The following is a 25,835-nucleotide window of genomic DNA, read 5'->3' on the forward strand; positions in this document are numbered from 1 at the left end:
CAGCGAGGGACTGCATCTTATCCGACCGGATTAGCCCACCGCTTTCCCGGTTTGTAAGGATGTGGACGACGGCGCCTGGTTAGCGCGCACGTTATACATCAATACCACCGAGGCCAGCAGGGAAATCGCCATAAAGGTGTACGAAACGCCCGGCCCGCCCGTCAGGCCATTGAGATACCCCACCAGCCATGCGCCGAGGAATGCCCCTAACGCGCCGAAACTGTTGATTAAGCCCATCGACACGCCCGCCACATTACGCGGCAACAGTTCAGGAATTAAGGCAAAAAACGGGCCGTAAGGCGCATACATGCAGGCTGCGGCAATCACCAGCAATCCATAAGAGAGCCAGAAAGCGTTGCTCCCCAACAGCCAGGAACATAAGAAAGCGATGGCGGCAATCAGCAGCAACGGCCAGATAAACAGCTTACGGTTCTGAAACTTATCCGATAACCACGATACGGTAAGCATCAGACAGATCGCCGCCAGATAAGGCACGGCGGCCAGCCAGCCGACGGATACGATATCCATTTGGGCCGCTGATTTCAGGATGGATGGCATCCACATCATGAATCCGTACACGCCGATACTCCACAAAGCATGTACCGCGCACAGCATGACAACGTTACGCGAGCGCATGGCTTCCCCGTAGTTACGTACCGGTTTAATATGGGTTTGCTCACGATCCATCGCCTGTTGCAGCGTCTCTTTTTCCTCCGCCGTCAGCCAGCTGGCATCGGCCGGTTTATCACGAACCAGCACCCACCAACAAAATGCCCACAGTACCGCCGGGATGCCCTCAATAATGAACATCTCGCGCCATCCCCAGGCCTGAATCAGATAACCGGAGACAATCGACATCCACAACACGGTGACCGGATTACCCAGAATCAAAAAGGTATTCGCCCGCGAGCGCTCGGTTTTCGTAAACCAGTTGCTGATATAAATCAGCATGGCTGGCATCACCGCCGCCTCAACCACGCCAAGAGTAAAACGGATCGCCATCAGCATGGGAATATTACTGACAAACCCCGTCGCGGCGGCACATATTCCCCACAGGATCAGGCTGAAAAAGATCATTTTCCGTACGCTGCGTTTAACGGCGTACAAAGCTCCCGGCACCTGAAAAAAGAAATACCCGAGGAAAAAAAGCGCGCCAATTAAGGATGCGGTTCCTTTCGTAATACCCAGATCGGTTTCAATACCTGCCGCGGCGGCAAAACCATAATTGGCGCGATCGAGATACGCTAAGCTGTAAGTAATAAAAATAATCGGCATTAAATACCACCAGCGCCGGGCTGGTAATTTAGCAAGAGCGTTCATACACATTCCTTTTGATAATGAGTCTATACCGCAGCTAACATTCCGCCGTCGACGAAGAGAATATGACCGTTAACAAAATTCGAGGCCGGGGCCGCAAGATAAACCGCCGCGCCAATCAACTCCTCCGGCTTTCCCCAACGCGCGGCGGGCGTACGCTGGTACAGCCAGGCGGAAAAGGCGTCGTCGTTCACCAGCGCTTCCGTCATCTCTGTGGCAAAATAGCCCGGCGCAATACCGTTAACCTGAATATTATATTCCGCCAGTTCCACGCACATTCCTCGCGTCAACATTTTCACCGCGCCTTTTGAAGCAGCGTAGGGTGTAATTGTTTTCCGGCCTAATTCACTCTGCATGGAACAAATATTAATAATCTTCCCTTCCCGGCGCGCCATCATATATTTGGCCACCTGTTGAGAAACAAGGAAGACGGATTTCTGATTGACATCAATAACGCGATCCCACTCTGCTTCAGGAAATTCCGTCAGGGGGTAACGACGCTGGATACCGGCATTATTGATGAGAATATCAATCGCCCCAATTTCCTGCTCAATATGCGCAATCGCTTTTTCCACCTCCGCCGCGTGAGTGACATCAAACCCATAACCCACGGCGTCATAACCCAGAGCCGTCAGTGTGCTCGCGGCCTGTTCCGCCCGCTGCTGCGTAATGTCGTTAATCACCAGGCTGGCGCCATGCTCTGCCAGCCCCCTTGCCAGCAAATTACCGATTCCCTGCGCTGACCCCGTAATCAATGCGCGTTTACCTGCAAGACTAAAAATACTTTTCATCAAAAACCTCTTTTTCGATAACTGTTACGCGTAACTGTATACGCGTAACAGCAGAAAAAAGAAGTTCTCTTACACAACTAATGGTCAATTTGTGATCTACATTGGATTTGGCAGCAAAGAAAGGATCATGTACAGAATGCTTTCTGCACATGATCACGATTAACAGCGGATCTCAGGCTGCGTGACGGCGGCGCAACGCAATCGCCAGTTGCCAGATATTCACCAGCACAATGAGCGCCGTCGCGACAAATACCCAGCGAAAGCCCGCCATCGCCGATACGGATGCCCCCATCAGCGGCCCGGCCACATTTCCGAGATACATAAACGACTGGTTATAACCAAAGATACGGCCGGTTATTCGATCGCTGGAATACTTCACCAATAAGGTCTGTACGGCAGGCAGCATCGCGCCATCGGCAAAACCTAACAGAAAACGCAGAACCCCCAACTGGAACGGCGTCGTCACCCACGACATGGCGAAAAACAGCACCACGGCACAGACCAGCGTCGCCATCAGAATCCTTTCCGTCCCGATCCTGTCGCCAAGTTTGCCAAGGCGGGGGGCGGAAATGAGCGCTGAAACGCCGGGCACCGACGCAATTAATCCGCTCAAAAAGGCAATGTTCGTGCTGTCCGGCAGCATGGATTTGATAAACAGCGCCAGGATGGGGCTGATCGAACCGTTACAGAGCTGTATCACCATCGTCGTGAAAAACAGGCTAATCACCAGACCCGGATAGGGCAATGAGGCAAAAACCGCTTTGCCGCTCAGTCGTTCACTCTTTTTGAGAGTCGGACGAACGCCCTCTTTAATTAAAAACAGCGTTACCAGAAAGCTCACCATCAACAGCGTGGCGGTAATAAAAAAGACCGCCCGCAGCCCGATATGATCGGCAATAACTCCGCCCATTAACGGCCCGCCGATCACCCCGCTGATCTGGGCGGTGGAAAGCGTGCTGAGCGCCCAGCCGCTACGCTCTCTCGGCACCTGCGAAGCCACCAGCGCCATCGCGTTAGGAATGTACCCGGAGGTGAGCCCCATGACGCCGCGCAAAAGAAACAGTTGCCAGACATTGGTCGCAAACGCCTGAAGTAAAATCGCGATCGCCATGCCGAGCGATGCGCGCAGTAGCATCAGTTTGCGGCCTTTACGGTCAGCCAGACTGCCCCACATGGGCGAAACAATCGCGGAGATGAGAAAGGTAATACTGAAGGTTAAGCCAGACCACATGGAGAGCGCTTCATGCGAAGTGACGCCCATTTGCGAGATATACAGCGGTAAAAATGGCAGGATCTGACTGATCGCCAGCCCGGTAAAAAAGCAGCCGAACCAGACGGAGATAAGATTAACCTTCCAGGATTCCATAAGTGCTCATAACGATAAATAGCTGAAAACGCTCACCAGCTTAGCAAGTTGCGTCAGCAGAAGCGGTTCCAGAGATGCGGTAACCTCTATTTTGCTATTTTATCTCCCCGTTCATCAGATTTGTGAAATATGTCACATTATATATCCGTTCAGAACAGGGATTTATGCTTCAACGACAAAGCCCGTATCCGCGCATACCGAGATGGAAATGGTTGGCGTGCGCGGCGTTGTACTCCGGCCCCAGTCCATTGCCATAATAAGTGCAACTGGCGTTAAGCATCGCGCGCAGCCAGGGGGCGGTTTTCTCATCCTTCCATCCCCGCAGAACCGTAACTTTTCGACCGTCCGCCAGTTGAAAACCGCTGATATCCCACGCCTGTGCGCTGGCATGTTCACTGCGACGCGCATCCGCCCGGTGATAGATATTGCGACAGGCATAGCTGCCAAGGTGCTCAATACGGGTCAGTTGACTGCCCATAAACGACTGGGTTAGCGGTTTCGCCTGGCGCGCCACAAACAGCGCAGAACTCAGCGCCAGCGGGCAAGAGGCCAGGAAACTGCTGCTCAACGCCACGGAGCCAAAATGCCTGACCCGTACCACGTCTGACAGCGGACATTCGCCCGCGCTGTCGGCAACGGGTTGCGACGAGATCATTCCCTGGCGATTGGCCTGCTCAAGTAATCCCTGGCACTGTTGCGGCGTCAGACGCTGTAGTTTGAATTTGGTGAGCCAGCCCGGAGGGTCGGACAGTCGCAGAGGAACAAAAGGATTGTAATGCGACGGAAGAGAGCGGTAACCCACCACACCCACGGCCCCCAGCAGCACAATCGCAAGCCAACCCTTACCTTTCACGCCCCCTCCTCTCTGATTCCCTTAAACATTATGGCAGAAGCCCGCGAATCCGACGTTTTGTCGTGGTAATGTATACGCTTTGCGTTCGATGGAATGGGTTTTTAAGATGGCAAAATTGCGGGTAGGTATCGTATTTGGTGGTAAATCAGCGGAACATGAAGTGTCTTTGCAATCGGCAAAAAATATTGTCGATGCCATCGACAAAGCCCGCTTTGACGTTGTGCTGTTAGGCATTGATAAACAAGGGCAATGGCATGTCAGCGATGCCGAAAACTATCTGCTGAATGCAAACGACCCCGCGCACATTACGCTGCGCCCCTCTTCTACCAGCCTGGCGCAGGTTCCGGGCAAACACGAACACCAGTTAATTGACGCACAGAACGGCCAGCCGTTGCCGACGGTGGACGTCATTTTCCCGATCGTACACGGCACGCTGGGGGAAGACGGCTCGCTGCAAGGGATGCTGCGCGTAGCGAATTTACCGTTTGTCGGCTCCGATGTGCTGGGTTCCGCCGCCTGCATGGATAAAGACGTCACCAAACGTCTGCTGCGCGATGCCGGGCTGAACATCGCGCCGTTTATTACGCTGACTCGCGCGAATCGCGATGCGATCCGTTTTGCGGAAGTGGCGTCCCGGCTGGGTCTGCCGCTGTTTGTGAAACCCGCAAATCAGGGCTCCTCTGTGGGCGTCAGCAAAGTCACCAGCGAAGCGCAATATGAACAGGCCGTTGCGCTGGCGTTCGAATTCGATCACAAAGTGGTTGTTGAGCAAGGGATCAAAGGCCGTGAGATCGAGTGCGCCGTGCTGGGCAACGATCACCCGCAGGCCAGCACCTGCGGCGAGATCGTCCTGAACAGTGATTTTTACGCTTACGACACCAAATATATCGACGACAACGGGGCGCAGGTCGTGGTTCCCGCCCAAATCCCGCAAGAGGTGAACGACAAGATCCGCCAGATCGCCATTCAGGCGTACCAGACGTTAGGTTGTGCGGGAATGGCGCGCGTGGACGTCTTCTTAACGGCGGAAAACGAGGTGGTGATTAACGAGATCAATACGCTGCCGGGATTCACCAACATCAGCATGTACCCGAAACTCTGGCAGGCAAGTGGCTTAGGGTATACCGATTTGATTACCCGTCTGATTGAACTGGCGCTGGAACGTCATGCGGCGGATAACGCCCTGAAAACCAGCATGTCATGATGACGATGCGCCATCTGGTGTTGATCGCCTGATGGCGCTGTGGCTTATCAGGCCTACGACGTTTTACGCCCGTAGGCCGATACCGCTATCCGGCACACTACCGCATTAAGCTTCTTCGGTTTTATCATCCTCACGGCGACGAATAATCAGTCCGGCAAGCCAGAAACTGAATACCCACGTCACCAGGCCTACCGCGTAGGTTTGCCATCCTTTTGCTTCAAAGCCCAACAACCCCACCACGCCATTCAAAATAAAGATCAGCCCAATGGCGAAAGCATAATAGTGCCAGTCACGGCGAATTTTTACAGGCAGGTTCATGACAGCTCCGACGCTAAAACAATAAAAAATCATCCTCGCACATTTCTGCCTGAGCGTCTGTGGCCTGTGCGGAATTTCTCAAATGTTAATCAATTTAGATTAAGGTAACAAAATTGTGACATAAGACAAAAAATCCGCAATCCTGGAGTCATCCCTGAGTGAAATTACCATCATTCTGATATTGACAAACACGATGACCTGTCAGACTTCACGATAAGCCGCTGGCATGACGCCAGATTCGTGCAGAAGACTATCCCGGAGGTCTTTATGGCTGACTTTACCCTCTCAAAATCCCTGTTTAGCGGGAAACATCGAGATACCTCCTCCACGCCAGGTAATATCGCCTATGCCGTGTTTGTGCTGTTTTGCTTTTGGGCAGGGGCGCAGATCCTGAACCTTCTGGTTCACGCGCCTGGCGTTTATGAACATCTGATGCAGATGCAAGAGACCGGACGCCCCCGCGTGGAAATTGGATTAGGCGTCGGCACCATTTTCGGACTGGTGCCTTTCCTGACAGGTTGCCTGATTTTTGGCGTCATTGCCGTAATTTTGCGCTGGCGTCACCGTCATCAGTAACCCTCCCTGTGCCGGATGACGCCAGGTTTATCCGGCCTACAAATTCATACAACGCGCCCGACGCTCATCCACACGTTTAGCAAACCACGCGGTAGTGAGATTACGGGTGATCTTCGGACTTTCCAGTTGAATACCTGGCAACATCTCGCGCGGTAATGCCTTACCGGTTTTGGCTTCCGCCAGCTTATACACTTTCTCGTACAACGCCGTCTCCTCAAAAGCGAGGCTGTCTCCCTTTTCCAGTTGACGTCGAATCGCGCTGTCGCTCATGTCCAGTTTGCCCGCCAGCTTACGGATTGCCTGTTCCGTTTTCCCGGCCTCTTTGCTGTCATAACGAATCAAGTCGCCGTCCAGCGCCAGCTTAACGCCGCTGGCTTTACTGACCGCATTCTGAAATGCCGCATTACGACTGGCGTACCAACCGGCATTAAAATCAGCAAAACGGAATACAGGCGCGCTGTAATTCGCCGGATAGTTCAACAGATGCCAGGTTCCAAACCACAGTCCGCCACGGCGGCTAAAGACCTCCTGGCGAACCGTCCCGTTCATGGTCCACGGATAACCTTTTGTGTGCTGTTCAGCAAAGGCGATGCTGACCTGCATCGGCCCGCCGGTATGCACCGGATTAAGCGAACCGAACAGCGTCTGCCCCATCGGCACCATATTAATAAAATCATCAAAAATCGCGCTGAGCTGTTTTTCCGTTTTCACCGCGTCCAGACGTTCGCTGTAGCTTTTTCCGTTCGGGGAGTTAATTTTCAGCGCGGTATGCACCAGAAAAACAGGGATATGCATCCGCTCAGCACGCCTGTCAATCTCCTGCCAGGCGATTTTGCTCAACCCCGGCACCACCGGGTCCGCCTGATAGTTAGACTCCTGCTGCGCCACCGCCAGAACCGAGCAGACATTCTCAACCGTTGGCGCCAGCCCCTGGCTTTCGAAGGCCTTTGCGATGTCCTGCGCCCACGCGTCCCTGTCTTTTACGCTGGCGGGCATTTTCTGGCGCACCACGCTTGCCACATCGACAGGTTTTTCCCCTTTTTTCAGCGGTTGCGAAGGCTGGCTACTACACCCTGCCAGCACCAATGCAGCCAGGAATGACAAAGGGTAAAGACGGGACGCCGCCGACATAACGTTTCCTTTTGTTTGTTAGCTAAATGTATTCGTCACTTCCTGGATATCCTGTCCATCCAGTTCGCGCTCAAAGCTGCGCAGACGTTTATAGATGGACATCAGTTCCACCAGCGTGGTCCAGGAGTTAATCAGATACTGGAAGGAACCGCGCACCTGACCAAACACGTTGGTAATCTGCGTCATCAGGCCCAGCGTAATCGTACCGGCAACAATCGACGGAAACAGCAGGAACAGACCGAAAACGTTATCCACCTGTAGATAGAGAATGCGCGCAATGTTGAAGTACATATAGTGGAAGTAGAGGCGGAAATAGTTCCGGCGCACCGCGCTGAACAACTCACGTACTGTGGGCGGCGTAGCGCGGCTGGCGTCGTCTTCACCGTAGACCAGCTCTTTACGGTAAGCGGCCTCAACCCGCTGGTTTTTAAACTCCAGCCCCGGCAGTTTGATCCCCACCACGGCCAGCAATCCTGTTCCCATCAGCGACCAGATGATAGCCGCGATAACCAGCCCATAAGGAATATGCCCGACGATCGGCAGGTCCGGTACGTGCGCAGACAGCGTAACCAGTACGGGTAAAAAGGCGATCAACGTCATGATGGCATTGATAAAGCTTACGCCCATATTCTCCAGCGTAGAGGCAAAACGCATCGTATCTTCCTGCACACGCTGCGCGGCGCCTTCAATATGGCGCAAATGCTGCCAGTGCGCCATGTAGTGCTCGTTCATCGCGGTACGCCAGCGAAACACATAATGGCTGACGAAGAAATTGTTCATCACGCCAATCACTACGGCAATCAGCGCTATTCCGAGGAACACGCCGACTTCACGGTAAAACTGTTCGATAGTGACCTTATGCGGCGAGCTCAGCGCCGTCTGGATCAGGTCGTAAAACGGCGCGTACCAGGCGTTGACCGCCACGCCCACTTCCACCAAAAACCAGGTCACAAAAATGATCAACGAAGTGCCCAGAATCGACCAGTATTGCCAGCGATGCGGGCTATAAATAAACCAGAACATCGCAAACAATCCGACGCAAAGGACGTAATACGCGTAGAAAATCAGGTAGTCCAGCGACCAGAAGCGTGCGGCACTGATGGGAACATCACCGGAAGCGCCAGTAAGATGCGCAACCCAGGCGCCTCCGCCCGCTTGCCAGAAAATGACGGCGACAAGCGCCCAAAAAAACGCCGAGATAAAAAACGGCCCCGGCTTTGGGAAAAAAGACTTAAACATGATGCTCTCCTGCTAACTTCTTATCGTTATGACGACTGCTGTGCTTTTGCCGCAGCGCTGAGCGCGACAAGACGGGCCTGACCCAACAAAACCGCGACGGAAACCGAGCATTGTGACCCGTATTCGCCAGCTTAGTTCGCACATCGTTTTTTCAGAATTGTTTCAGCGAGTTTCGGCTCCCTTCAACGGCAACAGGAAGGCGAAACCCAAAAACCGACCAAGGTTACCACAAGCGCGGGATCACAAAAGCGGACATTCGCGATTGGGAAAAAATGCCCTGTTTACTCGTCGTTACGTTTTTCACACTATTATTGTCTTTTTAGCGCTTTGCAACGCGCCGCCAGGTAGTATAAATACGCATAGTTTTTTCATTTAACTGATGGACACAACCGTTGAAACGTAGTCTGCTTTTTTCTGCCGTGCTGTGCGCGGCGTCATTGACATCTGTCCAGGCGGCACAGCCAATCACCGATCCGGTTTTCGCTTCCGATATCGTTGATCGTTATGCCAACCATATCTTTTACGGCAGCGGCGCGACGGGAATGGCGCTGGTGGTGATTGATGGTAATCAACGCGTGTTCCGCAGTTTCGGGGAGACTCGCCCCGGCAATAACGTACATCCTCAACTGGACTCCGTTATTCGCATTGCGTCTATCACGAAACTCATGACCAGCGAGATGCTGGTCAAACTGCTCGATCAGGGGACGGTGAAATTACACGACCCGCTGAGCAAGTATGCCCCGCCCGGTGCGCGTGTACCGACCTACAACGGAACGCCTATCACCCTGGTGAATCTGGCGACCCATACCAGCGCCCTGCCGCGTGAGCAACCCGGCGGCGCGCCGCATCGCCCGGTATTTGTCTGGCCAACCCGCGAACAGCGCTGGAGCTACCTCTCTACCGCAACGCTAAAAGCGGCTCCTGGCTCGCAGGCGTCTTATTCCAACCTTGCGTTTGACCTGCTGGCTGACGCGCTGGCAACCGCATCCGGCAAACCCTACACGCAGTTATTTGAAGAACAGATTACGCGCCCATTGGGGATGAAAGACACAACCTTTACCCCCTCCCCCGATCAGTGCAAGCGCCTGATGGTGGCGGAGAAAGGGGCCAGTCCCTGTAACAACACGCTGGCAGCAATTGGCAGCGGCGGCGTCTATTCCACGCCGGGAGATATGATGCGCTGGATGCAGCAATATCTCTCATCCGACTTTTATCATCGCAGTAATCAGGCCGATCGTATGCAGACGCTGATTTATCAGCGAACTCAGCTCACACGGGTGACAGGTATGGACGTGCCGGGCAAAGCCGATGCGCTGGGCTTAGGCTGGGTCTATATGGCGCCTAAAAACGGACGTCCGGGGATTATTCAAAAAACCGGCGGCGGCGGTGGTTTCATCACCTATATGGCGATGATTCCGCAACACAACGTTGGCGCTTTTGTGGTCGTCACTCGCTCACCGCTTACGCGATTTACTAATATGAGCGATGGCATCAACGACCTGGTAACAGAATTGAGCGGAAATAAACCGCTGATCGTGCCCGCATCCTGATCAATACTCTGAAGGCAAATGGTTGATATTGACCAGTTTGCCTTTTTTCATTTCGATGTAGTTCCCTTTGCGTAACGCGGCGAGCACTTCAGCCACTACGGAACGGGAAATTCGCGTTCTCTGATGAATGTAGTTCATCACGCCAATACGCGCTCGCAGGCCCTCATCCCAGTCAACCATCGCGATCAACGTCGCCCGAATTTGATCATACGAGTTGTTGCCAATTAATTGCAGATCGCGCAGTTCCAGAGTTCTGTTTTCCCATGCCAGCCAGCAAAAGGCTTCACGCCATAACTGGTGTTGCTCAAGGATTTTTATCGCGTGGGAAGAAGGAAGAAAATAACCGGTACAACGACTTTCCGTGACTAATTTATATTCGATATCATTTTTCATCACGCCATCAGCAATACCCATAATAAAGGGAGCCTGCGTTATCCCCATAAGCACGTTCTCCCCTCTGCGCAAAGAGATGAGACCGTCTAAAATGACAAACGTATCGCCTTGATTGGCATCATTCGAATAGACAACCTGCTTTTCATCGGCGTATTCAAAGTACGTGCCGTATTTAGACAGGCACTTATCGAGCTTACTAAATTCCTGAAGTGGTTTATTCAGAGACAGCATATGCGCATCCTTGCATTAATGCCCGCCATATCCATGACGGGCATTTCCTTTGATTAAATCACCTGTGTTTTCATCATGAAAAACAATTACCAGGTGTATTTAACGCCCACATTCGCGGACCAGTCTTGATCGACATCACCACCACCGAGGTAGTTGGCATCGGTATAAGCGCTGAAGTTTTTGGTGAAGCTGAACTGAGTGCCCAGACCAACACGTACCGCAGAACCTTCTACGCCGTTATCGATGGAATCGCCATTTACGTCGGCGTCGTTATTCGCGTCGTCATAAACATAGGCCAGCTTGAAGTAAGGCGTCAGCGCCTGATCTTCGCTGTAGGTGAAGGTATAACCTGCATCAACACCCAGTTCATAACGCATGCTGTCATAAGACTGACCGTCAACTTTCATGTCGTTGCTGAGCTGATAATCGTCGCCGGACTGGAACAGGCCGGATACGCTACCGTACGGCGTGACATAGCCAGCGTCGCCCAGTTTCCAGTCATAACCCAGTTTCAGACCAAAGCCCCACGCATCCGCAGAGGTGTTGCCATCAACGTACTGGCCGTTGCTCATGTTGGCAGACAGATCGTTGTTGAAGTGAGAATAGCTCAGGCTACCATCAACAAAGACATTGTTGGCAAAGCGAGCAGAAGAGTAGATATAGGCAGACTGGCTGTCCTGATCCACCTGACCGGTACGGTCGCTCACGTCACCTTTCGCAAAGCCAGCCGCCGCACCGACAATCCATTTAGCATTGTTACCGTCAATTTTGGTATCAACACCGACCATGATGCCGTTCACATCCTGATCGTAGTTAATGGTGCCGTTGTCGCCATCGAAGCTACCGCCAAAGTAGCTCACCCATGCGCCGCCGTTATCAGCCAGACCATGACGAGAGTTGGTCAGACGAGTACCAACGGTGTCTTGTTCCAGGTTCCAGATATTGGTGTTTGCAGACGGGATGCTCAGCGCCATGTTCGCGTAGTCGGTCAGTTCCATCTGTTGCATAACAACAGTGTTGCCTTCCTGCTGAGCCTGATAGGTGTATGCCCCCAGGTCAGCTTTGTTCGCTGCGGAGAAGGTGGCTTTGCTGTTCTTGTCGTTAACGTAGATCAGCTCTTTGCCTTTGTAATCAGCGACAGAACCTTCACCGGTCGCGTTATCGATACGCACTTTGTAGTTACCGGTTGCCGCAGCAACGTTATCACCCACGTTATCGACTTCAGATTGATCGCCAGTCCAGGCATCGCCATTACCGTTGATGGTCAGGTGACCATCAGAGTTCATCGCGATCACACCGTAGCCGTAGTTAGACTTAGTGATGTCGTTAGTACGATCGTTAGTCAGATCGGCATCCAGCACAAAGCTGTTGCTGTGAACGTTGAAGACACCTGCATTCACGTTACCGTTAGCATCGGTGTAGCTGGTCAGATTCAGGGTATCAGCTTGCAGCGCATACGCGGTGCTGTTGCCCACATCCAGAACGCCGTTGTTGGTGACGTTGATGGTGTTTGCATACAGTGCGGCATCGTACACGCCCCAGCCAGCAGACACATCATCAGCAATCGTGACGGTACTGTTGTTGATTGTCAGTTCATCAGTTGCAACATGACCATCTTCATTGATATTCAAGGCCGCGCCGCCGGTCAGGGAGATGCTGTCAGAAACCAGATCAGAGTCTGCCACATTCACGACGGAACCGCTGTTGATGCTCAGCGTATCAATCAGCGAGGTTTTCGTGGTATCCCACTGTGAACCACCGTTCAGCGTCACATTGAACAGGCCGCTTTGATAGACTTCGTTACCAACAACATGACCATCTTCGCCATACGCGGTGTCATTATTGTCAATGCCGTAAGTAGAGGAAGGCCACAGGCTGTTAGCCGCAATGTCGATCAGCGTCGCAGTGGCATCGGTGCCCGCAGCAAAGCTGTCGTACACGCCATCGCCATCAGAATCAACCTGATGTACGGACATTGCCGCGCCAACCCACTTGCTGCCGTTGTTCAGCGTAACATCCATACGGTCAGTGCCATCCCAACCGTTGGTGTCCAGGTCAGCGTCCGTATCGCGATAAGTATCCGCCCCGTTCGGGAAGAAGTTTTCGTCAAAGTTGCTGGAGAAAACAACGTCGCCCATCAGGGTAGAATTGCTGAGGTTAACAGTGGTCTGCATTGCGTTATCCGCATTCGGATGCGCAATCGCCGCAATCGCCACGTCATCAGCAGTATAAGAATCGCTGTAATCGCTCGCGTTGTTGGTGTTACCGAACCAACCGGAAGTCCCTTCATCTGACCATGAGCCAGAGGTCACCGTAGAGTCAGTCACCGTGACGGTGTTGTTGAACACTTCAGCGCTGTTGACGCCGGTGCTAACGGTATTATCGTCAATGTCTTCCCACTCATAACCCTGAGTCAGCGTAATACCCGCAACGTGGGAATTATTTTTGATGACCAGGTCAACTTCCTGATCCAGCGTAATCGCAGTACCCAGGTTGTAAACGTCAACAACATGCGTATCCGCCGTACCATCAGTGTACGTGCCATTATAGGTATAATGCTCGTAGTTATCATCGATGGTTGAGTTATCAACAGTCAGCGCCAGACGGTCATAAACATAACCGGTCGCATCGCGACCCACGCAATCGGTGGTCATGCACTCAGAGGTGATCATCCCGTGAATGGTGCTGTTTTTGATTGTCAGACTATTACTGTTGGTGTTGGTAGAAAGACCATCATCCAGATAGTAGGTTGAGATTACGCCGTTAACGGTAGCGTTGTTGATAACCGGATAAATATCACCGTTATAAACGCTATCGGTCGCGTAGTTGTTCCAGCCTACGTAACCATCATAATAAACACCATCAGCGTAGGTTGCGTCGTTATAGTGGTTGAATGTTGTGTAGGTGGTTCCAGAAATATCCGTAGAAGCATTTGCCTGAGAGGTGATTGCCAGAGTGCAGGCCAGTGCTAATTGTGAGACTACAAGTTTCTTTTTCCAGGAGTGCATTTGTCATCCCTCCTCAGGGACGTAATATAGTTGATCCATCAATTATCAATGCATAGAAAACATTTTATGTTTCGCAGGTCGATTATGCGGCGTCAGCATTGAAAGGTTCAATTATTCTTTGTTTAATGTCCGAAAGCGGACAATTAAAAAATCACCAGCAAAATCACAGATATTTTTTAAATCGCCAGTTTTCAATAAATTAGAAAGGGAAATGGAAGTTACTTATTTAACTGAATGATATATGATGAAGAAATAAAGAAATCACCAATAAATAAAGGACAGAAGAGCTTAAAACAACATTTAATAAAATTAAAACCAGAAATAAATGTATCACTAACAAAAATAATCTTATTCATAGAAATACTAATTGCGAATATTTAATCGCTTCATTAACAGCAACCCGCAATACTTCACATAAGGACAACTTTCGTAAAACACCTCGCGGCAGGTTCAGGTATACTCGACGTTTCGATTCCACAAACATCAGGCATACCATGACAGACCTAATCCAACGCCCCCGTCGCCTGCGCAAATCCGCTGCGCTGCGCGCCATGTTTGAAGAGACAACACTCAGTTTAAACGACCTGGTGTTGCCGATTTTTGTTGAAGAAGAACTCGACGACTACAAAGCGATCGACGCCATGCCTGGCGTCATGCGCATTCCTGAAAAACACCTGGCGCGCGAGATTGAACGCATCGCCAACGCCGGCATTCGTTCAGTGATGACCTTCGGCATTTCCCACCATACCGACGACACCGGCAGCGATGCCTGGAAAGAAGACGGCCTGGTGGCGCGCATGTCGCGCATCTGCAAGCAAACCGTGCCAGAAATGATCGTGATGTCTGACACCTGTTTCTGTGAGTACACCTCCCACGGTCACTGCGGCGTGCTGTGCGAACACGGCGTCGACAACGATGCAACCCTGGCGAACCTCGGTAAACAAGCGGTGGTCGCCGCCGCTGCGGGCGCTGATTTTATTGCCCCTTCCGCCGCGATGGACGGTCAGGTGCAGGCGATTCGCCAGGCGCTGGATGCCGCCGGTTTTACGGATACGGCCATCATGTCCTACTCCACCAAGTTCGCCTCCTCTTTCTACGGCCCGTTCCGTGAAGCGGCCGGTACGGCACTGAAAGGCGATCGTAAGACCTATCAAATGAATCCGATGAACCGCCGTGAAGCGATTCGCGAGTCGTTGCTCGACGAAGCGCAGGGCGCGGACTGCCTGATGGTGAAACCCGCTGGCGCTTATCTGGATATTCTGCGTGATATCCGCGATCGTACCGAATTACCGCTCGGCGCGTATCAGGTCAGCGGCGAATACGCCATGATCAAATTCGCCGCGATGGCGGGCGCGATCGACGAAGAGAAAGTGGTGCTGGAAAGCTTAGGCTCGATCAAACGCGCGGGCGCGGATCTGATCTTCAGCTACTTCGCGCTGAATCTGGCGGAGAAAAAAATCCTGCGTTAATCCTTTCTGAGATGCAGTGCCTGCTGGTACTGCGCTTATCCGGCCTACGGGATTGACATCTGTAGGCCGGGTGCCGCCATCTGGCACTGTCACAAAACGTCACCTCATCGTCATACAAACGACATTTGTACCTTCTACTGTCAGCACAGGACGGGAGGAGGAGCCGCTATGTTTAGTCTCGATAACGTACTCGACGACCTGTGGCCTCAGGCGAGGCCGACACCCTGGCAAAAAAATCTGCTCAGGCGGTTGCTGTATGAAGAAGAATTTCAGCAATTTGCATCCCGCCATCCCCATCTGAAAGGGGTGGACATGGTGGAACAAGTTCTCGAACACCTTGAAATACGCTGCGATATCCCCGCACACGACCTCGAAAACATCCCCGCACATGGCCCGCTGGTCATCATTGCCAACCACCCGACAGGCACGCTTGATGGGCTGGCCCTGCTGTATGCCATCTCGCGTGTGCGCCGTGACGTGAAAGTAGTGACCAACCGCCTGCTCTCGCATCTGCAACCGCTCAGCTCACTTTTCATTCCCGTGGACAACATCGGCGGGCGCACGCCAAAATCATCGCTACAACAGATAGATGCGCATTTACAGGCCGGCGGAGCGTTAATTTTCTTTCCGGCGGGCGAAGTGGCGCGCTTCACATCGCAGGGAATCAGGGAAGGCCGATGGCATTCCGGGTTTATCCGGGTGGCGGAGAAATACCGCACGCCGCTGCTTCCCGTACATATCAACGCGCGTAACAGCTCGCTGTTTTACGCCAGCAGCCTGGTGTCCCCCACCTTCGCATTGCTGCTCCTGATGCAGCAGATGTTTCGTCGGCGTCGCAGCAGCCTGCCGCTCCGCATCGGCCAACAAATCGCCTGGACACAGTGGTCCGCCACGAAAACCAACGTCCGCGAGCAGGCCGAAAAATGCCGTCAGCACGTCGCGGCATTAGGTAAAGGACGCCCTGGGTTATTCACCACCGAAAGTACGATAGCCCGCGCAGAAGACAGAGCGCACCTCAAACGCGATCTCGCCCAGGCGGAATGCCTTGGGCACACCGCCGACGGGAAGCACATTTACCTCTGGCAGCGCAACGGCAAAGAGGATGTCCCCATCCTGCGGGAACTGGGGCGGCTGCGTGAAATCGCCTTTCGCGCGGTTGGCGAAGGCAGCGGAAAGCGTCGGGACACCGACCGCTATGATGACGACTATCTGCACCTGATTTTATGGGACGAAGACGATCTGGAAATTGTTGGCGCCTATCGGTTCATTCCCTGCGCGCAGCAGCAGGAAAAACATGGCATAGAAGGGCTTTACAGCTACAGTTTGTTCCATTACGACGAGCAGATGGCGCAAGTGATGCAGCACGGCATTGAGCTGGGTCGCAGTTTTATCCAGCCGCGTTACTGGGGACGTCGCGGGCTGGACTATCTCTGGTCTGGCATTGGCGCTTATCTGGCGCGCTATCCGCAATACCGATACCTGTTCGGCCCGGTGTCTATTTCCGGCGGTCTGCCTGCGGATGCGCGGGATTTACTGGTGGCCTTTTATCGCCTGTGGTTCCCGCCGACGCACCCGCTGGCGATATCACGCCAGCCCTACCCCGCGTCATTGCCGGACGTACTGGCGCAGTTTGAAGGCAAAAGCTACAACGACGATCTGACGCGGCTGAAATCGCTGCTCGGCAATCTGGGCTGCGGTATTCCCCCGCTCTACAAACAGTACTCCGAACTTTGCGACCCCGGCGGCGTACAGTTTATTGATTTCGGTAACGATCCGGCGTTCAGCAACTGCGTGGATGGTCTGGTGCTGGTCGATTTAACCTATCTGAAGGCAAACAGGTATCAGCGCTATATTGGCGCGCATTTGGGTTTCCAGGCAGGATAAGGCGTTTACGCCGCCATCCGGCGCGGTGCCACATCGTGCCTGATGGCGCTGCGCTTACCAGGCCTGAATTTCCCTAACCGAATAGTGTGGTTATCTATTACGGTGCGCGATAAAACGGCTTATCTCCCAGAATCGTCGCCCGGTGCATAATGCGCCGCTGCGGCAGGTAATCAGCGTTGGCATAATGCTGGGTGACGCGGTTATCCCAGATGGCTACGTCATCAGGCTGCCAGCGCCAGCGCACCTGAAACTCCGGTTTTGTGATGTGCGCAAACAAGAATCCAAGCAGCGCCTCGCTCTCTTTCTCCGTCACATCGACAATCCGCGTGGTAAAGCCTTCATTCACAAACAGCGCCTGTTTGCCGCTCACCGGATGGGTACGCACCACCGGATGCAGCAAAGGCGGATGTTTTGCTACCGCCTCAAGCCAGCGCTGATGCTCCTCGTCAGTTTTGCGGTATTTGTATTCCGGGAACGATTTACGGAAATCATGCTCCGCTCGCAAACCGCTCAGCAACTGGCGAAACGGTTCGGAAAGCGCGTCATATGCGGCAATGCCGCTGGTCCATAGCGTATCCCCGCCGGTAGAGGGCAGTTCCTTTGCCGCCAGAATCGCCCCTGCTGGCGGCGTCTCAATAAAGGTCACATCGGTGTGCCAGTTATCGTTATCCGGCGGGTTATCGTTATGGGTATCCAGCACGATAATCTCTTCGACGCCTTCGGCGTGGGGATAGACCGGATGAATATGCAGATCGCCAAAACGCTGTGCCAGCGCGCGCTGTTGCTGCGGCGTAATGGCTTGTTCACGCAGAAAAACCACCTGGTGGCGCAGCACCGCGTGATACAGCTGTTCGAATTGATTATCGCTCAGCGGGCGGGTCAGATCCGCGCCGGAAACCAGCGCGCCAATATACGGCCCCAGCGGGGTAATGCTCAGACGTTCACTCATTGTACTTCTCCATGCCAGGGCGTCAGGCGGCGCTGAAGCGCACGCAGACCCAGTTCTAAAATAAACGCGATCACCGCAATCACCGCGATCCCCGCCAGCACCACGTCGGTTGCCAGAAATTCCCCGGCGGACTGCACCATAAACCCTAAACCCCGGGTGGCGGCAATCAGCTCAGCCGCCACCAGCGTCGACCAGCCCACGCCCAGGCCAATGCGTAACCCGGTGAGGATCTCCGGCAGCGCGCCGGGCAGAATCACAAACCACAATACCTGTACTCGTCCGGCGCCTAACGACTGCGCCGCACGAATGCGAACCTGCTGCGCGCTTTTGACGCCCGCCAGCGCCGACATGGCGACCGGGGCGAAAATCGCCAGATAGATCAGCAGGATCTTGGAGGTCTCGCCAATCCCGAACCAGATCACCATCAGCGGTAAATACGCAAGCGGCGGAACAGGTCGGTAGAGTTCAATGATCGGATCGAGAATGCCGCGTATCGTTGGGCTTAGCCCCATCGCAATGCCCACCGGAATGCCGATAATCACGGCGGCCAGCAGCGCCAGCAGAATGCGCGTCAGGCTCGCCGCCAGATGCTGCCACAGCGTGGCGTCCATAAACCCTTGCGGCCCGGCGATGGCGATCAGTTTTTGCAGCACCTGCCCCGGCGGCGGCAGAAACAGCGGGCTGATTAACTGCAACGCCGCTACGCTCCACCACACGGCCAGAATCACCGCTAATGTGCTGATACTCAGGGTAATGCGACGAGAGAACGGCCAGCGCCATTTCAACCCGCGTTGACGCAGCTTATCGTTGATGACCACGCTCATGAGAAGGCCTCCCGTTGTTCAAAGACGCGGCTTAACACATACTCCCGCGTCTCGATAAACTGCGGATCGGATTTAATGCTGCGGCAGGATTCGCCCCCCACAAAGCGGCGGGCGAAATCAAGCGACAGCCGCTCCTGCACGCGACCGGGGCCAGGAGAAAGCAGCACCAGCTCCGTCGCCATAAACACAGCCTCTTCAATATCATGCGTAATGAGCAATACCTGCTTGCCGGTCTCATGCCAGAGTTTCAGCAACAGCGTTTGCATCTGCTCACGGGTGAAAGCGTCCAGCGCGCCGAAAGGCTCATCCAGCAGCAGGAGTTGAGGATTTGCCGCCAGCGCGCGGGCGATGCCGACACGCTGGCGCTGCCCGCCGGAAAGCTGCCAGATAAAGCGTTTTCCCGCCCCTTCCAGCCCGACTTTTTTCAGCATCTGCTGCGCTACGTGCCGACGCCGGGTTTTGTCCGCTCCCGCCAGTTGCAGGCCAAGTCCGACGTTATCCTGCACGTTGCGCCAGGGCAGCAGTCCTTCGTTCTGAAAGACGACGCCGCGCTCCGCACCCGGCCCATCGACCCGTTTGCCCGCCAGTTGGATCGTGCCGTGCTGATAAGGCAGAAAACCGGCGATCAGATTCAGCAACGTGGTTTTCCCACACCCTGACGGGCCCAGCACCACTAACAGCTCACCGCTGTCGAGCGTCAGATTGATATCTTCCAGCGCCGGTTTACCGGCGTAATCGGCAAAGAGATGGGAAACTTGCAGCATCCGCGCCTCCTTATTGCACAAAGCGATCGGTGACGTACTGGCTGTAATCCGTCGCGACGGCGGGCACTTTACCCTGCTCTTTCAGGAACTGCGCGGTGTCGATAATCGCTTTATTGACCGGCCCGTTCAGCTCAACGGCCTGCTGTTGCGCCGTCAGGTAGGTATTGCCTTTCACCAGCCCCGGCACGTCCGTTTCCGGCACGCCGCTTAAGCGCGACAGTTTGCTGATGTTATCCGGCTGCTGAAGCCACGACTCAGGATTGGCGATATAGGGTTGCTGCGCGTCGATGGCGCTTTTCGCGAATGCTTTGACCACCTCTGGATGTTTTTCCGCGAAGTCTTTACGCACTACCCACACATCCAGCGTCGGCGAACCCCATTCGCCGACTTTCCCCGAGTCTGTCAGCACGTTCCCGTCTTTTTCCAGCGCGTTAACGGCGGGTGCCCAGACGTAAGCGCCGTCAATATCGCCACGCTGCCAGGCGGCAATGATCGCCGGTGGTTGCAGATTGATGATCTCGACCTGCCCGGGCTTAATGCCCCAGTGTTTCAGCGCGGCCAGCAGGCTGTAATGAGTGGTGGAGATAAACGGCACCGCAATGCGTTTGCCGATGAGATCCTCCGGCTTAGCGATCGTTTTCTTCACCACCAGCGCTTCGGATTCCCCCAGTTTTGACGCCAGCAGGAAAACCTCAATCGGCACCTGTTGGCTGGCGGCGACCGCCAGTGGGCTGGAGCCAAGGTTGCCGATCTGTACATCACCGGAAGCCAGCGCGCGCACGATGCTCGCGCCGCTGTCGAATTTACGCCAGTCAACGGTCGCCCCGCTCTCTTTGGCGAAGGTGTTATCCGCCTGCGCCACTTTCGCCGGTTCGGCGGATGTCTGATACGCGACGGTGACGTTAACCGCCTGCGCCTGGAATGCAATAAACGCCAGTGCGGCGAGAAGTGTGTTACGCGATGAAATACCCATTATTGTCTGCTCCCCTGTCTTGTTATGGGGGCAGTATTTCGTTGCGGCCGAGTTTGATAAAGGAATTAAAAATTCTTGCTAATAGCAAAGCGTTTTTAGAAAAAAAACGGGAATGGTTAGTGTGGAAATGTATTTAGCATTGAGTTGCAGGCCGGATCAGGCGTTTGCGCCGCCATCCGGCAATCCATGCCTGATGGCGCTGCGCTTATCAGGCCTACCACGACAACAACACCCTGCAAATTATTGCGATTTTGTTACATTCATTCCATAACCACACCCGGATGATTGCCAGCGCAGCGGGGGCAGGCATCATAGAGGCATTATTCGGCAAGAGAGTAAGCATATGATTCGTGTGGTGCTGGTTGATGACCATGTGGTGGTGCGTTCCGGCTTTGCGCAATTATTAAGTCTTGAAGACGATCTGGACGTAGCAGGCCAGTACAGCAGCGCGGCGGAAGCCTGGCCCGCATTATTGCGCGATGACGTTAACGTCGCGGTGCTGGATATCGCGATGCCGGACGAAAACGGGCTGAGTCTGTTAAAGCGGCTACGCGCGCAAAAACCCACGTTTCGCGCCATCGTCCTCAGCATTTACGACACGCCAGCGTTTGTGCAAAGCGCGCTGGATGCAGGCGCCAGCGGCTATCTGACTAAACGCTGCGGGCCGGAAGAGCTGGTTCAGGCGGTGCGTTCCGTCGGTATGGGCGGCCACTATCTGTGCGCCGATGCGTTGCGGGCGCTGCGCGGCGGCGAACAGCCGGCGCAGGTGCTGGAGGTGTTAACCCCCCGTGAGCGAGAAGTTTTTGATTTACTGGTCAAAGGCGACAGCGTCAAAGAGATCGCATTTAAGCTCGACCTCAGCCATAAAACCGTTCACGTCCACCGTGCTAACGTACTGGGTAAATTGCAGTGCCACAGTACCATCGAGCTGGTGCATTTCGCCCTCGACCACCAGTTGCTGACGGGGCACTGATGTCTCGCGGCGTGCGTTACTGGGTGATCTCACTGTTTATCCTGCTGGCCTGGGGAACAGGTTGGCTGATGCTATGGACGCTGGGCTTTTACCTGACCCATAACGGCCAACAGGCGGCGCTCTTTTTGCCGCACGGCGTTTATCTTGCGCTGTTGATTTTACTCTCCCGCCGTTACTGGCCCGCGCTGATACTGCCGCCAGTGCTGATGCCGTTATGGCTCCATAGCGAGCAATTGCTCAGCGGCTACGTCCTGCTGGCGGCGCCGCTGATCTGCCTGATCCCGGCCAGCATCGGACAAAAATTCTGGCACCGTTTTCCCCTGTACTGGCAGCGCCTCACGCTGCTGCTGGCCGCCGTCACGCTGGCCTCGCTGCTGAATACCGCCCTGCTGTCGCCCTTTATAAAAAGCCCGGCAATGCTGACTGGCCTGGCGTCGTTTACCGGCGGCGTGCTGCTCACCCCCTTTGTTTATCTGGTATTTGAATTTTTACGCCAGCAGCACCGTTATCACCTGTTGGGGCTGGATACCAACAACCCGCCGCTGCGCACTTCGCTGATCATCTGGTGCAGCCTGTTCTTTATTATCGGCATCGGCACGCAAATGGTGCTATCGCCGGAAATTGAACGCCTGCTGCTGATCGTGGTGTTCCTGCCTAACGTGGTGATGGCGTGGAAGTTTGGCTGGCAGGGCGGCGTGCTCTCCGGCCTGCTGGGCAGCATGATGATCACCATCGCCCGCCAGGTCGGCGTCGGGTTTAACAACCTGGTCGAACTGGAGATTTTCCTCGCCACCCAGGCGCTACTCGGTATAGGTCTTGGGATCGCCATCAGCCGCCAGCAGCATCTGGCGCAAAACCTGCACCACTATCGCCAGCGTCTGGAGGCGGAGCTGGCGGCGCGCCGGGCGCTGACCGAAAAGCTGATCCATACCGAAGAGGATACGCGCAAAAACCTGGCGCGCGAGCTGCACGACGAGATCGGGCAGAACATCACCGCCATTCAGATCCAGTCACAGCTCGTGAAACGCGCGCGCGATCCGGCGCAGACGCAGGCCGCCGCCAGCCAGATAAACGATCTCGCCCGCCGTATTCACCACTCTACCCGCCAGCTGTTACGCCAGCTACGTCCCCCCGCGCTGGATGAGCTGTCGTTTAAAGAGGCGCTGCATCATCTGGTCAACGAATTCGCGTTCCCCGAACGTGGGATTCGCTGCCAGTTTGAGTATCGCCTTACGCTTACCCCGGAAAATGAAACCGTCAGGTTTACCCTCTACCGCCTGTTGCAGGAACTGCTGAACAACGTCTGTAAACATGCCGAAGCCAGCGAGGTCACGATTCTGTTAAGCCAGCAGAAACAGACCCTCCATCTGGAAGTTCGGGACAACGGCACCGGCATCCAGCCTGAAAAAATGCCGGGATTCGGTATTCAGGGGATGCGCGAACGGGTCAGCGCGCTGGGCGGCGAACTGACGCTCGAATCGCTGCACGGCACGCGGGTAATTGTTAACTTGCCCACAATTTTGCAACAAACCACGTCCTGACCAGGAAAAAGTCTTAGTCACTGCGGACTTTCTCTCATCCCCTTTGGTTTTCACTTTCCTATAGTCAGCACAAACGGAGACGGCCATGCACCCACGCCCAGTAAACGAAACAGACCAACGATACCGGGCGCTACGCCTGCGGTTGCTGATGTGCATGGTCATTGGGTATGCCGCGTTTTACCTGACGCGAAAAAGCGTGAATTACGTACTTCCGGCGCTGCAAACGGATCTGGGACTCGATAAAGGCGATATCGGCCTGTTGGGTTCACTGTTTTACCTGACCTACGGCCTGTCGAAGTTTACCGCCGGGCTGTGGCACGACAGCCACGGGCATCGCTGGTTTATGGGCGTTGGCCTGTTCGCCACCGGCCTGCTGAATGTGGTGTTCGCCTTTGGCGAGTCGCTGACGCTGCTGCTGGCGGTCTGGACGCTGAACGGTTTCTTTCAGGGCTGGGGATGGCCGCCCTGCGCCCGACTGCTGACCCACTGGTATTCGCGCAACGAGCGCGGCTTCTGGTGGGGCTGCTGGAATATGTCGATCAACATCGGCGGGGCGATTATCCCACTGATTAGCGCTTTCGCCGCCCACTGGTGGGGCTGGCAGGCGGCGATGCTGGCGCCGGGGATCATCAGCATGGCATTAGGTATCTGGCTCACGCTACAGCTGAAAGGCACGCCGCAGGAAGAGGGATTGCCAACGGTCGGCGCATGGCGTCATGACCCGCTGGAGCTGCGCCAGGAGCAGCAAAGCCCGCCGATGGGGCTGTGGCAGATGCTGCGCACCACGATGCTGAAAAACCCGATGATCTGGCTGCTGGGCGTCTCATATGTGCTGGTCTATCTGATTCGCATCGCCCTCAACGACTGGGGCAACATCTGGCTCACGGAAAGCCACGGCGTCAATCTGCTCAGCGCCAACGCCACGGTGATGCTGTTTGAAGTTGGCGGTCTGCTCGGCGCGTTGTTCGCCGGTTGGGGGTCGGATTTGCTGTTCAGCGGCCAGCGCGCGCCGATGATTTTGCTGTTCACGCTGGGGCTGATGGTGTCCGTCGCCGCGTTGTGGTTAGCGCCGGTACACCATTACGCACTGCTGGCGGTCTGTTTCTTTACGGTGGGCTTTTTCGTTTTTGGCCCGCAAATGTTGATTGGCCTTGCCGCCGTCGAGTGCGGGCACAAAGCGGCGGCCGGTTCCATCACCGGGTTTCTCGGCCTGTTCGCCTATCTGGGGGCAGCGCTGGCGGGCTGGCCTCTGTCGCTGGTCATTGAACGCTACGGCTGGTCGGGCATGTTCAGTTTGCTCTCGGTCGCCGCGGTACTTATGGGTTTATTGCTGATGCCGCTGCTGATGGCGGGCATCACCACCTCACTCAGTCAAAGGATAAAACAATGAAATTGACGCTTACCTCTACCCTGATTGCATCCGGCATTGCGCTGGCAACCTTAACCGGCGCCGCGCAGGCCAAAGGCCGCCTGGTGGTTTATTGCAGCGCCACCAATGAAATGTGCGAAGCAGAAACCAAAGCGTTTGGCGACAAATATGACGTCAAAACCTCGTTCATTCGCAACGGCTCCGGCAGTACGCTGGCGAAAGTGGATGCCGAGAAGAAAAACCCGCAGGCGGACGTCTGGTACGGCGGGACGCTGGATCCTCAGTCTCAGGCGGGTGAAATGGGGCTGCTGCAACCCTACAAGTCTCCCAACCTTGAGCAGGTCATGGAGAAATTCCGCGATCCGGCGAAAGTAAAAGGCAACCTCTCTTCAGCGGTGTATGTCGGTATTCTCGGTTTTGGCGTCAATACCCAGCGCCTGAAAGAGAAAAATCTGCCGGTGCCAAAATGCTGGAAAGACCTGACCAAACCGGAATACAAAGGCGAGATTCAGATTGCCGACCCGCAAAGTTCAGGCACTGCGTATACCGCACTGGCGACCTTCGCCCAGCTGTGGGGCGAAGATCAGGCCTTTGATTACCTGAAACAGCTCAACGCCAACGTGTCTCAGTACACCAAATCCGGTATTGCCCCGGCACGTAACGCCGCCCGTGGCGAAACCGCTATCGGCATTGGCTTCCTGCACGACTATTCGCTGGAAAAAGAACAGGGCGCGCCGCTGGAGCTGATCTCTCCGTGCGAAGGCACCGGCTATGAAATTGGCGGCGTCAGCATCCTGAAAGGCGCACGCAACCTCGACAACGCCAAACTGTTCGTGGACTGGGTGCTGTCAAAAGAAGCACAAGAACTGGCGTGGAAGAAAGGCAAGTCTTATCAGATCCTGACCAACACCACAGCGGAAACGTCACCGAACTCGCTGAAGCTCGACGACCTGAAGCTCATCAATTACGACATGGATAAATACGGTTCTACCGACGTCCGTAAGCAGCTTATCAATAAGTGGGTTAGCGAAGTGAAGATGGGTAAATAAGCCCACATTGCGTTCATTTGCCGGGTGGCGGCGTAACGCCGTACCCGGCCCACAATACCGGAA

Annotated in this window: 22 protein-coding genes; 9 read left to right on the top strand and 13 right to left on the bottom strand. The window is 54.6% G+C overall.

Annotated features, from left to right (window positions below; all coding sequences use genetic code 11):
* Window positions 1-30: 30 nt before the first annotated feature.
* The 4 genes from OGV79_RS10340 to OGV79_RS10355 all read right to left on the bottom strand — a co-directional run bounded on the left by OGV79_RS10340 (window position 31) and on the right by OGV79_RS10355 (window position 4,327).
* A complete protein-coding gene (locus OGV79_RS10340; RefSeq protein WP_219935871.1) occupies window positions 31-1,320 on the bottom strand; it encodes an MFS transporter in 1,290 nt (429 codons plus the stop codon).
* Between the two features lie 23 nt (window positions 1,321-1,343).
* Window positions 1,344-2,108, bottom strand: a complete 765-nt coding sequence (gene idnO, locus OGV79_RS10345) for a gluconate 5-dehydrogenase (protein WP_012133612.1) — start codon at window positions 2,106-2,108, stop codon at window positions 1,344-1,346.
* 172 nt (window positions 2,109-2,280) lie between these two features.
* A complete protein-coding gene (locus OGV79_RS10350) occupies window positions 2,281-3,474 on the bottom strand; it encodes a multidrug efflux MFS transporter (RefSeq protein ID WP_012133614.1) in 1,194 nt (397 codons plus the stop codon).
* A gap of 169 nt (window positions 3,475-3,643) precedes the next feature.
* Window positions 3,644-4,327 carry an extensin-like domain-containing protein gene (locus tag OGV79_RS10355; protein WP_110494603.1) on the bottom strand — a complete coding sequence of 228 codons (684 nt, stop codon included), beginning with the start codon at window positions 4,325-4,327 and terminating at the stop codon, window positions 3,644-3,646.
* 106 nt (window positions 4,328-4,433) lie between these two features.
* Between OGV79_RS10355 and ddlA the strand changes: the two genes are divergently transcribed.
* Window positions 4,434-5,531, top strand: coding sequence for a D-alanine--D-alanine ligase (gene ddlA / locus OGV79_RS10360; protein WP_047458545.1), 1,098 nt, complete (start codon window positions 4,434-4,436; stop codon window positions 5,529-5,531).
* A gap of 105 nt (window positions 5,532-5,636) precedes the next feature.
* On the opposite strand, the gene OGV79_RS10365 is transcribed toward ddlA, so the two are convergent.
* Complete coding sequence (locus OGV79_RS10365) at window positions 5,637-5,849, bottom strand: DUF2754 family protein (RefSeq protein ID WP_024130610.1); 213 nt, start codon at window positions 5,847-5,849, stop codon at window positions 5,637-5,639.
* Between the two features lie 267 nt (window positions 5,850-6,116).
* On the opposite strand from OGV79_RS10365, the gene OGV79_RS10370 reads away from it, so the two are divergent.
* Window positions 6,117-6,425 carry a YaiY family protein gene (locus tag OGV79_RS10370; RefSeq protein WP_024130611.1) on the top strand — a complete coding sequence of 103 codons (309 nt, stop codon included), beginning with the start codon at window positions 6,117-6,119 and terminating at the stop codon, window positions 6,423-6,425.
* 36 nt (window positions 6,426-6,461) lie between these two features.
* Here OGV79_RS10370 and OGV79_RS10375 read toward each other — a convergent pair whose 3' ends face one another.
* Complete coding sequence (locus tag OGV79_RS10375; protein ID WP_110494604.1) at window positions 6,462-7,556, bottom strand: DUF1615 domain-containing protein; 1,095 nt, start codon at window positions 7,554-7,556, stop codon at window positions 6,462-6,464.
* A gap of 18 nt (window positions 7,557-7,574) precedes the next feature.
* Complete coding sequence (gene sbmA / locus OGV79_RS10380) at window positions 7,575-8,795, bottom strand: peptide antibiotic transporter SbmA (RefSeq protein ID WP_049011958.1); 1,221 nt, start codon at window positions 8,793-8,795, stop codon at window positions 7,575-7,577.
* A gap of 392 nt (window positions 8,796-9,187) precedes the next feature.
* On the opposite strand from sbmA, the gene ampH reads away from it, so the two are divergent.
* The gene (ampH, locus tag OGV79_RS10385; RefSeq protein ID WP_049011959.1) at window positions 9,188-10,345 is read left to right on the top strand and encodes a D-alanyl-D-alanine-carboxypeptidase/endopeptidase AmpH; all 1,158 of its coding nucleotides are present in this window, start codon (window positions 9,188-9,190) and stop codon (window positions 10,343-10,345) included.
* Here ampH and iprA read toward each other — a convergent pair whose 3' ends face one another.
* Window positions 10,346-10,969 (bottom strand): hydrogen peroxide resistance inhibitor IprA, encoded by a 624-nt coding sequence (gene iprA / locus OGV79_RS10390; RefSeq protein WP_047458555.1) that lies wholly within the window; start codon window positions 10,967-10,969, stop codon window positions 10,346-10,348.
* A gap of 86 nt (window positions 10,970-11,055) precedes the next feature.
* Window positions 11,056-13,977, bottom strand: a complete 2,922-nt coding sequence (gene ehaB / locus OGV79_RS10395; protein WP_214319084.1) for an autotransporter adhesin EhaB — start codon at window positions 13,975-13,977, stop codon at window positions 11,056-11,058.
* 494 nt (window positions 13,978-14,471) lie between these two features.
* On the opposite strand from ehaB, the gene hemB reads away from it, so the two are divergent.
* Both hemB and olsF read left to right on the top strand, forming a co-directional pair.
* A complete protein-coding gene (hemB, locus tag OGV79_RS10400; RefSeq protein WP_199976778.1) occupies window positions 14,472-15,446 on the top strand; it encodes a porphobilinogen synthase in 975 nt (324 codons plus the stop codon).
* Between the two features lie 168 nt (window positions 15,447-15,614).
* Window positions 15,615-17,330, top strand: coding sequence for a bifunctional ornithine lipid synthase OlsF (gene olsF, locus OGV79_RS10405; RefSeq protein WP_286468301.1), 1,716 nt, complete (start codon window positions 15,615-15,617; stop codon window positions 17,328-17,330).
* A gap of 97 nt (window positions 17,331-17,427) precedes the next feature.
* On the opposite strand, the gene tauD is transcribed toward olsF, so the two are convergent.
* From tauD to tauA, 4 genes are read right to left on the bottom strand one after another with little or no spacing between them, the layout of a single operon-like run.
* The gene (tauD, locus tag OGV79_RS10410; protein WP_112002459.1) at window positions 17,428-18,279 is read right to left on the bottom strand and encodes a taurine dioxygenase; all 852 of its coding nucleotides are present in this window, start codon (window positions 18,277-18,279) and stop codon (window positions 17,428-17,430) included.
* Window positions 18,276-19,103: a taurine ABC transporter permease TauC gene (tauC, locus tag OGV79_RS10415; protein ID WP_012133629.1), complete on the bottom strand. Its 828-nt coding sequence runs from the start codon at window positions 19,101-19,103 to the stop codon at window positions 18,276-18,278. The genes tauD and tauC overlap by 4 nt, the downstream gene beginning before the upstream one ends.
* Window positions 19,100-19,867, bottom strand: coding sequence for a taurine ABC transporter ATP-binding subunit (tauB, locus tag OGV79_RS10420; protein ID WP_286450923.1), 768 nt, complete (start codon window positions 19,865-19,867; stop codon window positions 19,100-19,102). Before tauB ends, tauC begins: the two co-directional genes overlap by 4 nt.
* A 10-nt stretch (window positions 19,868-19,877) precedes the next feature.
* Entirely contained in the window at window positions 19,878-20,840 is a 963-nt protein-coding gene (gene tauA / locus OGV79_RS10425) for a taurine ABC transporter substrate-binding protein (RefSeq protein WP_115615023.1), read from the bottom strand.
* Window positions 20,841-21,183: 343 nt separating this feature from the next.
* Between tauA and OGV79_RS10430 the strand changes: the two genes are divergently transcribed.
* The 4 genes from OGV79_RS10430 (at window position 21,184) to OGV79_RS10445 (ending at window position 25,772) form a co-directional block, all read left to right on the top strand.
* Complete coding sequence (locus tag OGV79_RS10430; RefSeq protein ID WP_047458568.1) at window positions 21,184-21,813, top strand: response regulator transcription factor; 630 nt, start codon at window positions 21,184-21,186, stop codon at window positions 21,811-21,813.
* Window positions 21,813-23,354 (top strand): MASE1 domain-containing sensor histidine kinase, encoded by a 1,542-nt coding sequence (locus OGV79_RS10435; RefSeq protein WP_012133636.1) that lies wholly within the window; start codon window positions 21,813-21,815, stop codon window positions 23,352-23,354. The genes OGV79_RS10430 and OGV79_RS10435 overlap by 1 nt, the downstream gene beginning before the upstream one ends.
* An 85-nt stretch (window positions 23,355-23,439) precedes the next feature.
* Window positions 23,440-24,744 carry an MFS transporter family glucose-6-phosphate receptor UhpC gene (gene uhpC / locus OGV79_RS10440; protein ID WP_199971308.1) on the top strand — a complete coding sequence of 435 codons (1,305 nt, stop codon included), beginning with the start codon at window positions 23,440-23,442 and terminating at the stop codon, window positions 24,742-24,744.
* A complete protein-coding gene (locus tag OGV79_RS10445; RefSeq protein WP_012133638.1) occupies window positions 24,741-25,772 on the top strand; it encodes an ABC transporter substrate-binding protein in 1,032 nt (343 codons plus the stop codon). The genes uhpC and OGV79_RS10445 overlap by 4 nt, the downstream gene beginning before the upstream one ends.
* Window positions 25,773-25,835: the final 63 nt, after the last annotated feature.

Origin of the sequence: Citrobacter sp. CK185, assembly GCF_030333565.1 — a bacterium.
Classification (GTDB): domain Bacteria; phylum Pseudomonadota; class Gammaproteobacteria; order Enterobacterales; family Enterobacteriaceae; genus Citrobacter_B; species Citrobacter_B koseri.

Excerpts from the sequence above, each read along its gene's own strand:
- hemB (WP_199976778.1), top strand. The coding sequence starts at position 14,472 with ATGACAGACCTAATCCAACGCCCCCGTCGCCTGCGCAAATCCGCTGCG.
- OGV79_RS10435 (WP_012133636.1), top strand. The coding sequence starts at position 21,813 with ATGTCTCGCGGCGTGCGTTACTGGGTGATCTCACTGTTTATCCTGCTG.
- OGV79_RS10340 (WP_219935871.1), bottom strand. The coding sequence starts at position 1,320 with ATGAACGCTCTTGCTAAATTACCAGCCCGGCGCTGGTGGTATTTAATG.
- sbmA (WP_049011958.1), bottom strand. The coding sequence starts at position 8,795 with ATGTTTAAGTCTTTTTTCCCAAAGCCGGGGCCGTTTTTTATCTCGGCG.
- ddlA (WP_047458545.1), top strand. The coding sequence starts at position 4,434 with ATGGCAAAATTGCGGGTAGGTATCGTATTTGGTGGTAAATCAGCGGAA.
- olsF (WP_286468301.1), top strand. The coding sequence starts at position 15,615 with ATGTTTAGTCTCGATAACGTACTCGACGACCTGTGGCCTCAGGCGAGG.
- ehaB (WP_214319084.1), bottom strand. The coding sequence starts at position 13,977 with ATGCACTCCTGGAAAAAGAAACTTGTAGTCTCACAATTAGCACTGGCC.
- OGV79_RS10430 (WP_047458568.1), top strand. The coding sequence starts at position 21,184 with ATGATTCGTGTGGTGCTGGTTGATGACCATGTGGTGGTGCGTTCCGGC.
- tauB (WP_286450923.1), bottom strand. The coding sequence starts at position 19,867 with ATGCTGCAAGTTTCCCATCTCTTTGCCGATTACGCCGGTAAACCGGCG.
- idnO (WP_012133612.1), bottom strand. The coding sequence starts at position 2,108 with ATGAAAAGTATTTTTAGTCTTGCAGGTAAACGCGCATTGATTACGGGG.
- OGV79_RS10350 (WP_012133614.1), bottom strand. The coding sequence starts at position 3,474 with ATGGAATCCTGGAAGGTTAATCTTATCTCCGTCTGGTTCGGCTGCTTT.
- OGV79_RS10370 (WP_024130611.1), top strand. The coding sequence starts at position 6,117 with ATGGCTGACTTTACCCTCTCAAAATCCCTGTTTAGCGGGAAACATCGA.
- tauA (WP_115615023.1), bottom strand. The coding sequence starts at position 20,840 with ATGGGTATTTCATCGCGTAACACACTTCTCGCCGCACTGGCGTTTATT.
- tauC (WP_012133629.1), bottom strand. The coding sequence starts at position 19,103 with ATGAGCGTGGTCATCAACGATAAGCTGCGTCAACGCGGGTTGAAATGG.
- OGV79_RS10365 (WP_024130610.1), bottom strand. The coding sequence starts at position 5,849 with ATGAACCTGCCTGTAAAAATTCGCCGTGACTGGCACTATTATGCTTTC.
- OGV79_RS10375 (WP_110494604.1), bottom strand. The coding sequence starts at position 7,556 with ATGTCGGCGGCGTCCCGTCTTTACCCTTTGTCATTCCTGGCTGCATTG.
- uhpC (WP_199971308.1), top strand. The coding sequence starts at position 23,440 with ATGCACCCACGCCCAGTAAACGAAACAGACCAACGATACCGGGCGCTA.
- iprA (WP_047458555.1), bottom strand. The coding sequence starts at position 10,969 with ATGCTGTCTCTGAATAAACCACTTCAGGAATTTAGTAAGCTCGATAAG.
- OGV79_RS10445 (WP_012133638.1), top strand. The coding sequence starts at position 24,741 with ATGAAATTGACGCTTACCTCTACCCTGATTGCATCCGGCATTGCGCTG.
- tauD (WP_112002459.1), bottom strand. The coding sequence starts at position 18,279 with ATGAGTGAACGTCTGAGCATTACCCCGCTGGGGCCGTATATTGGCGCG.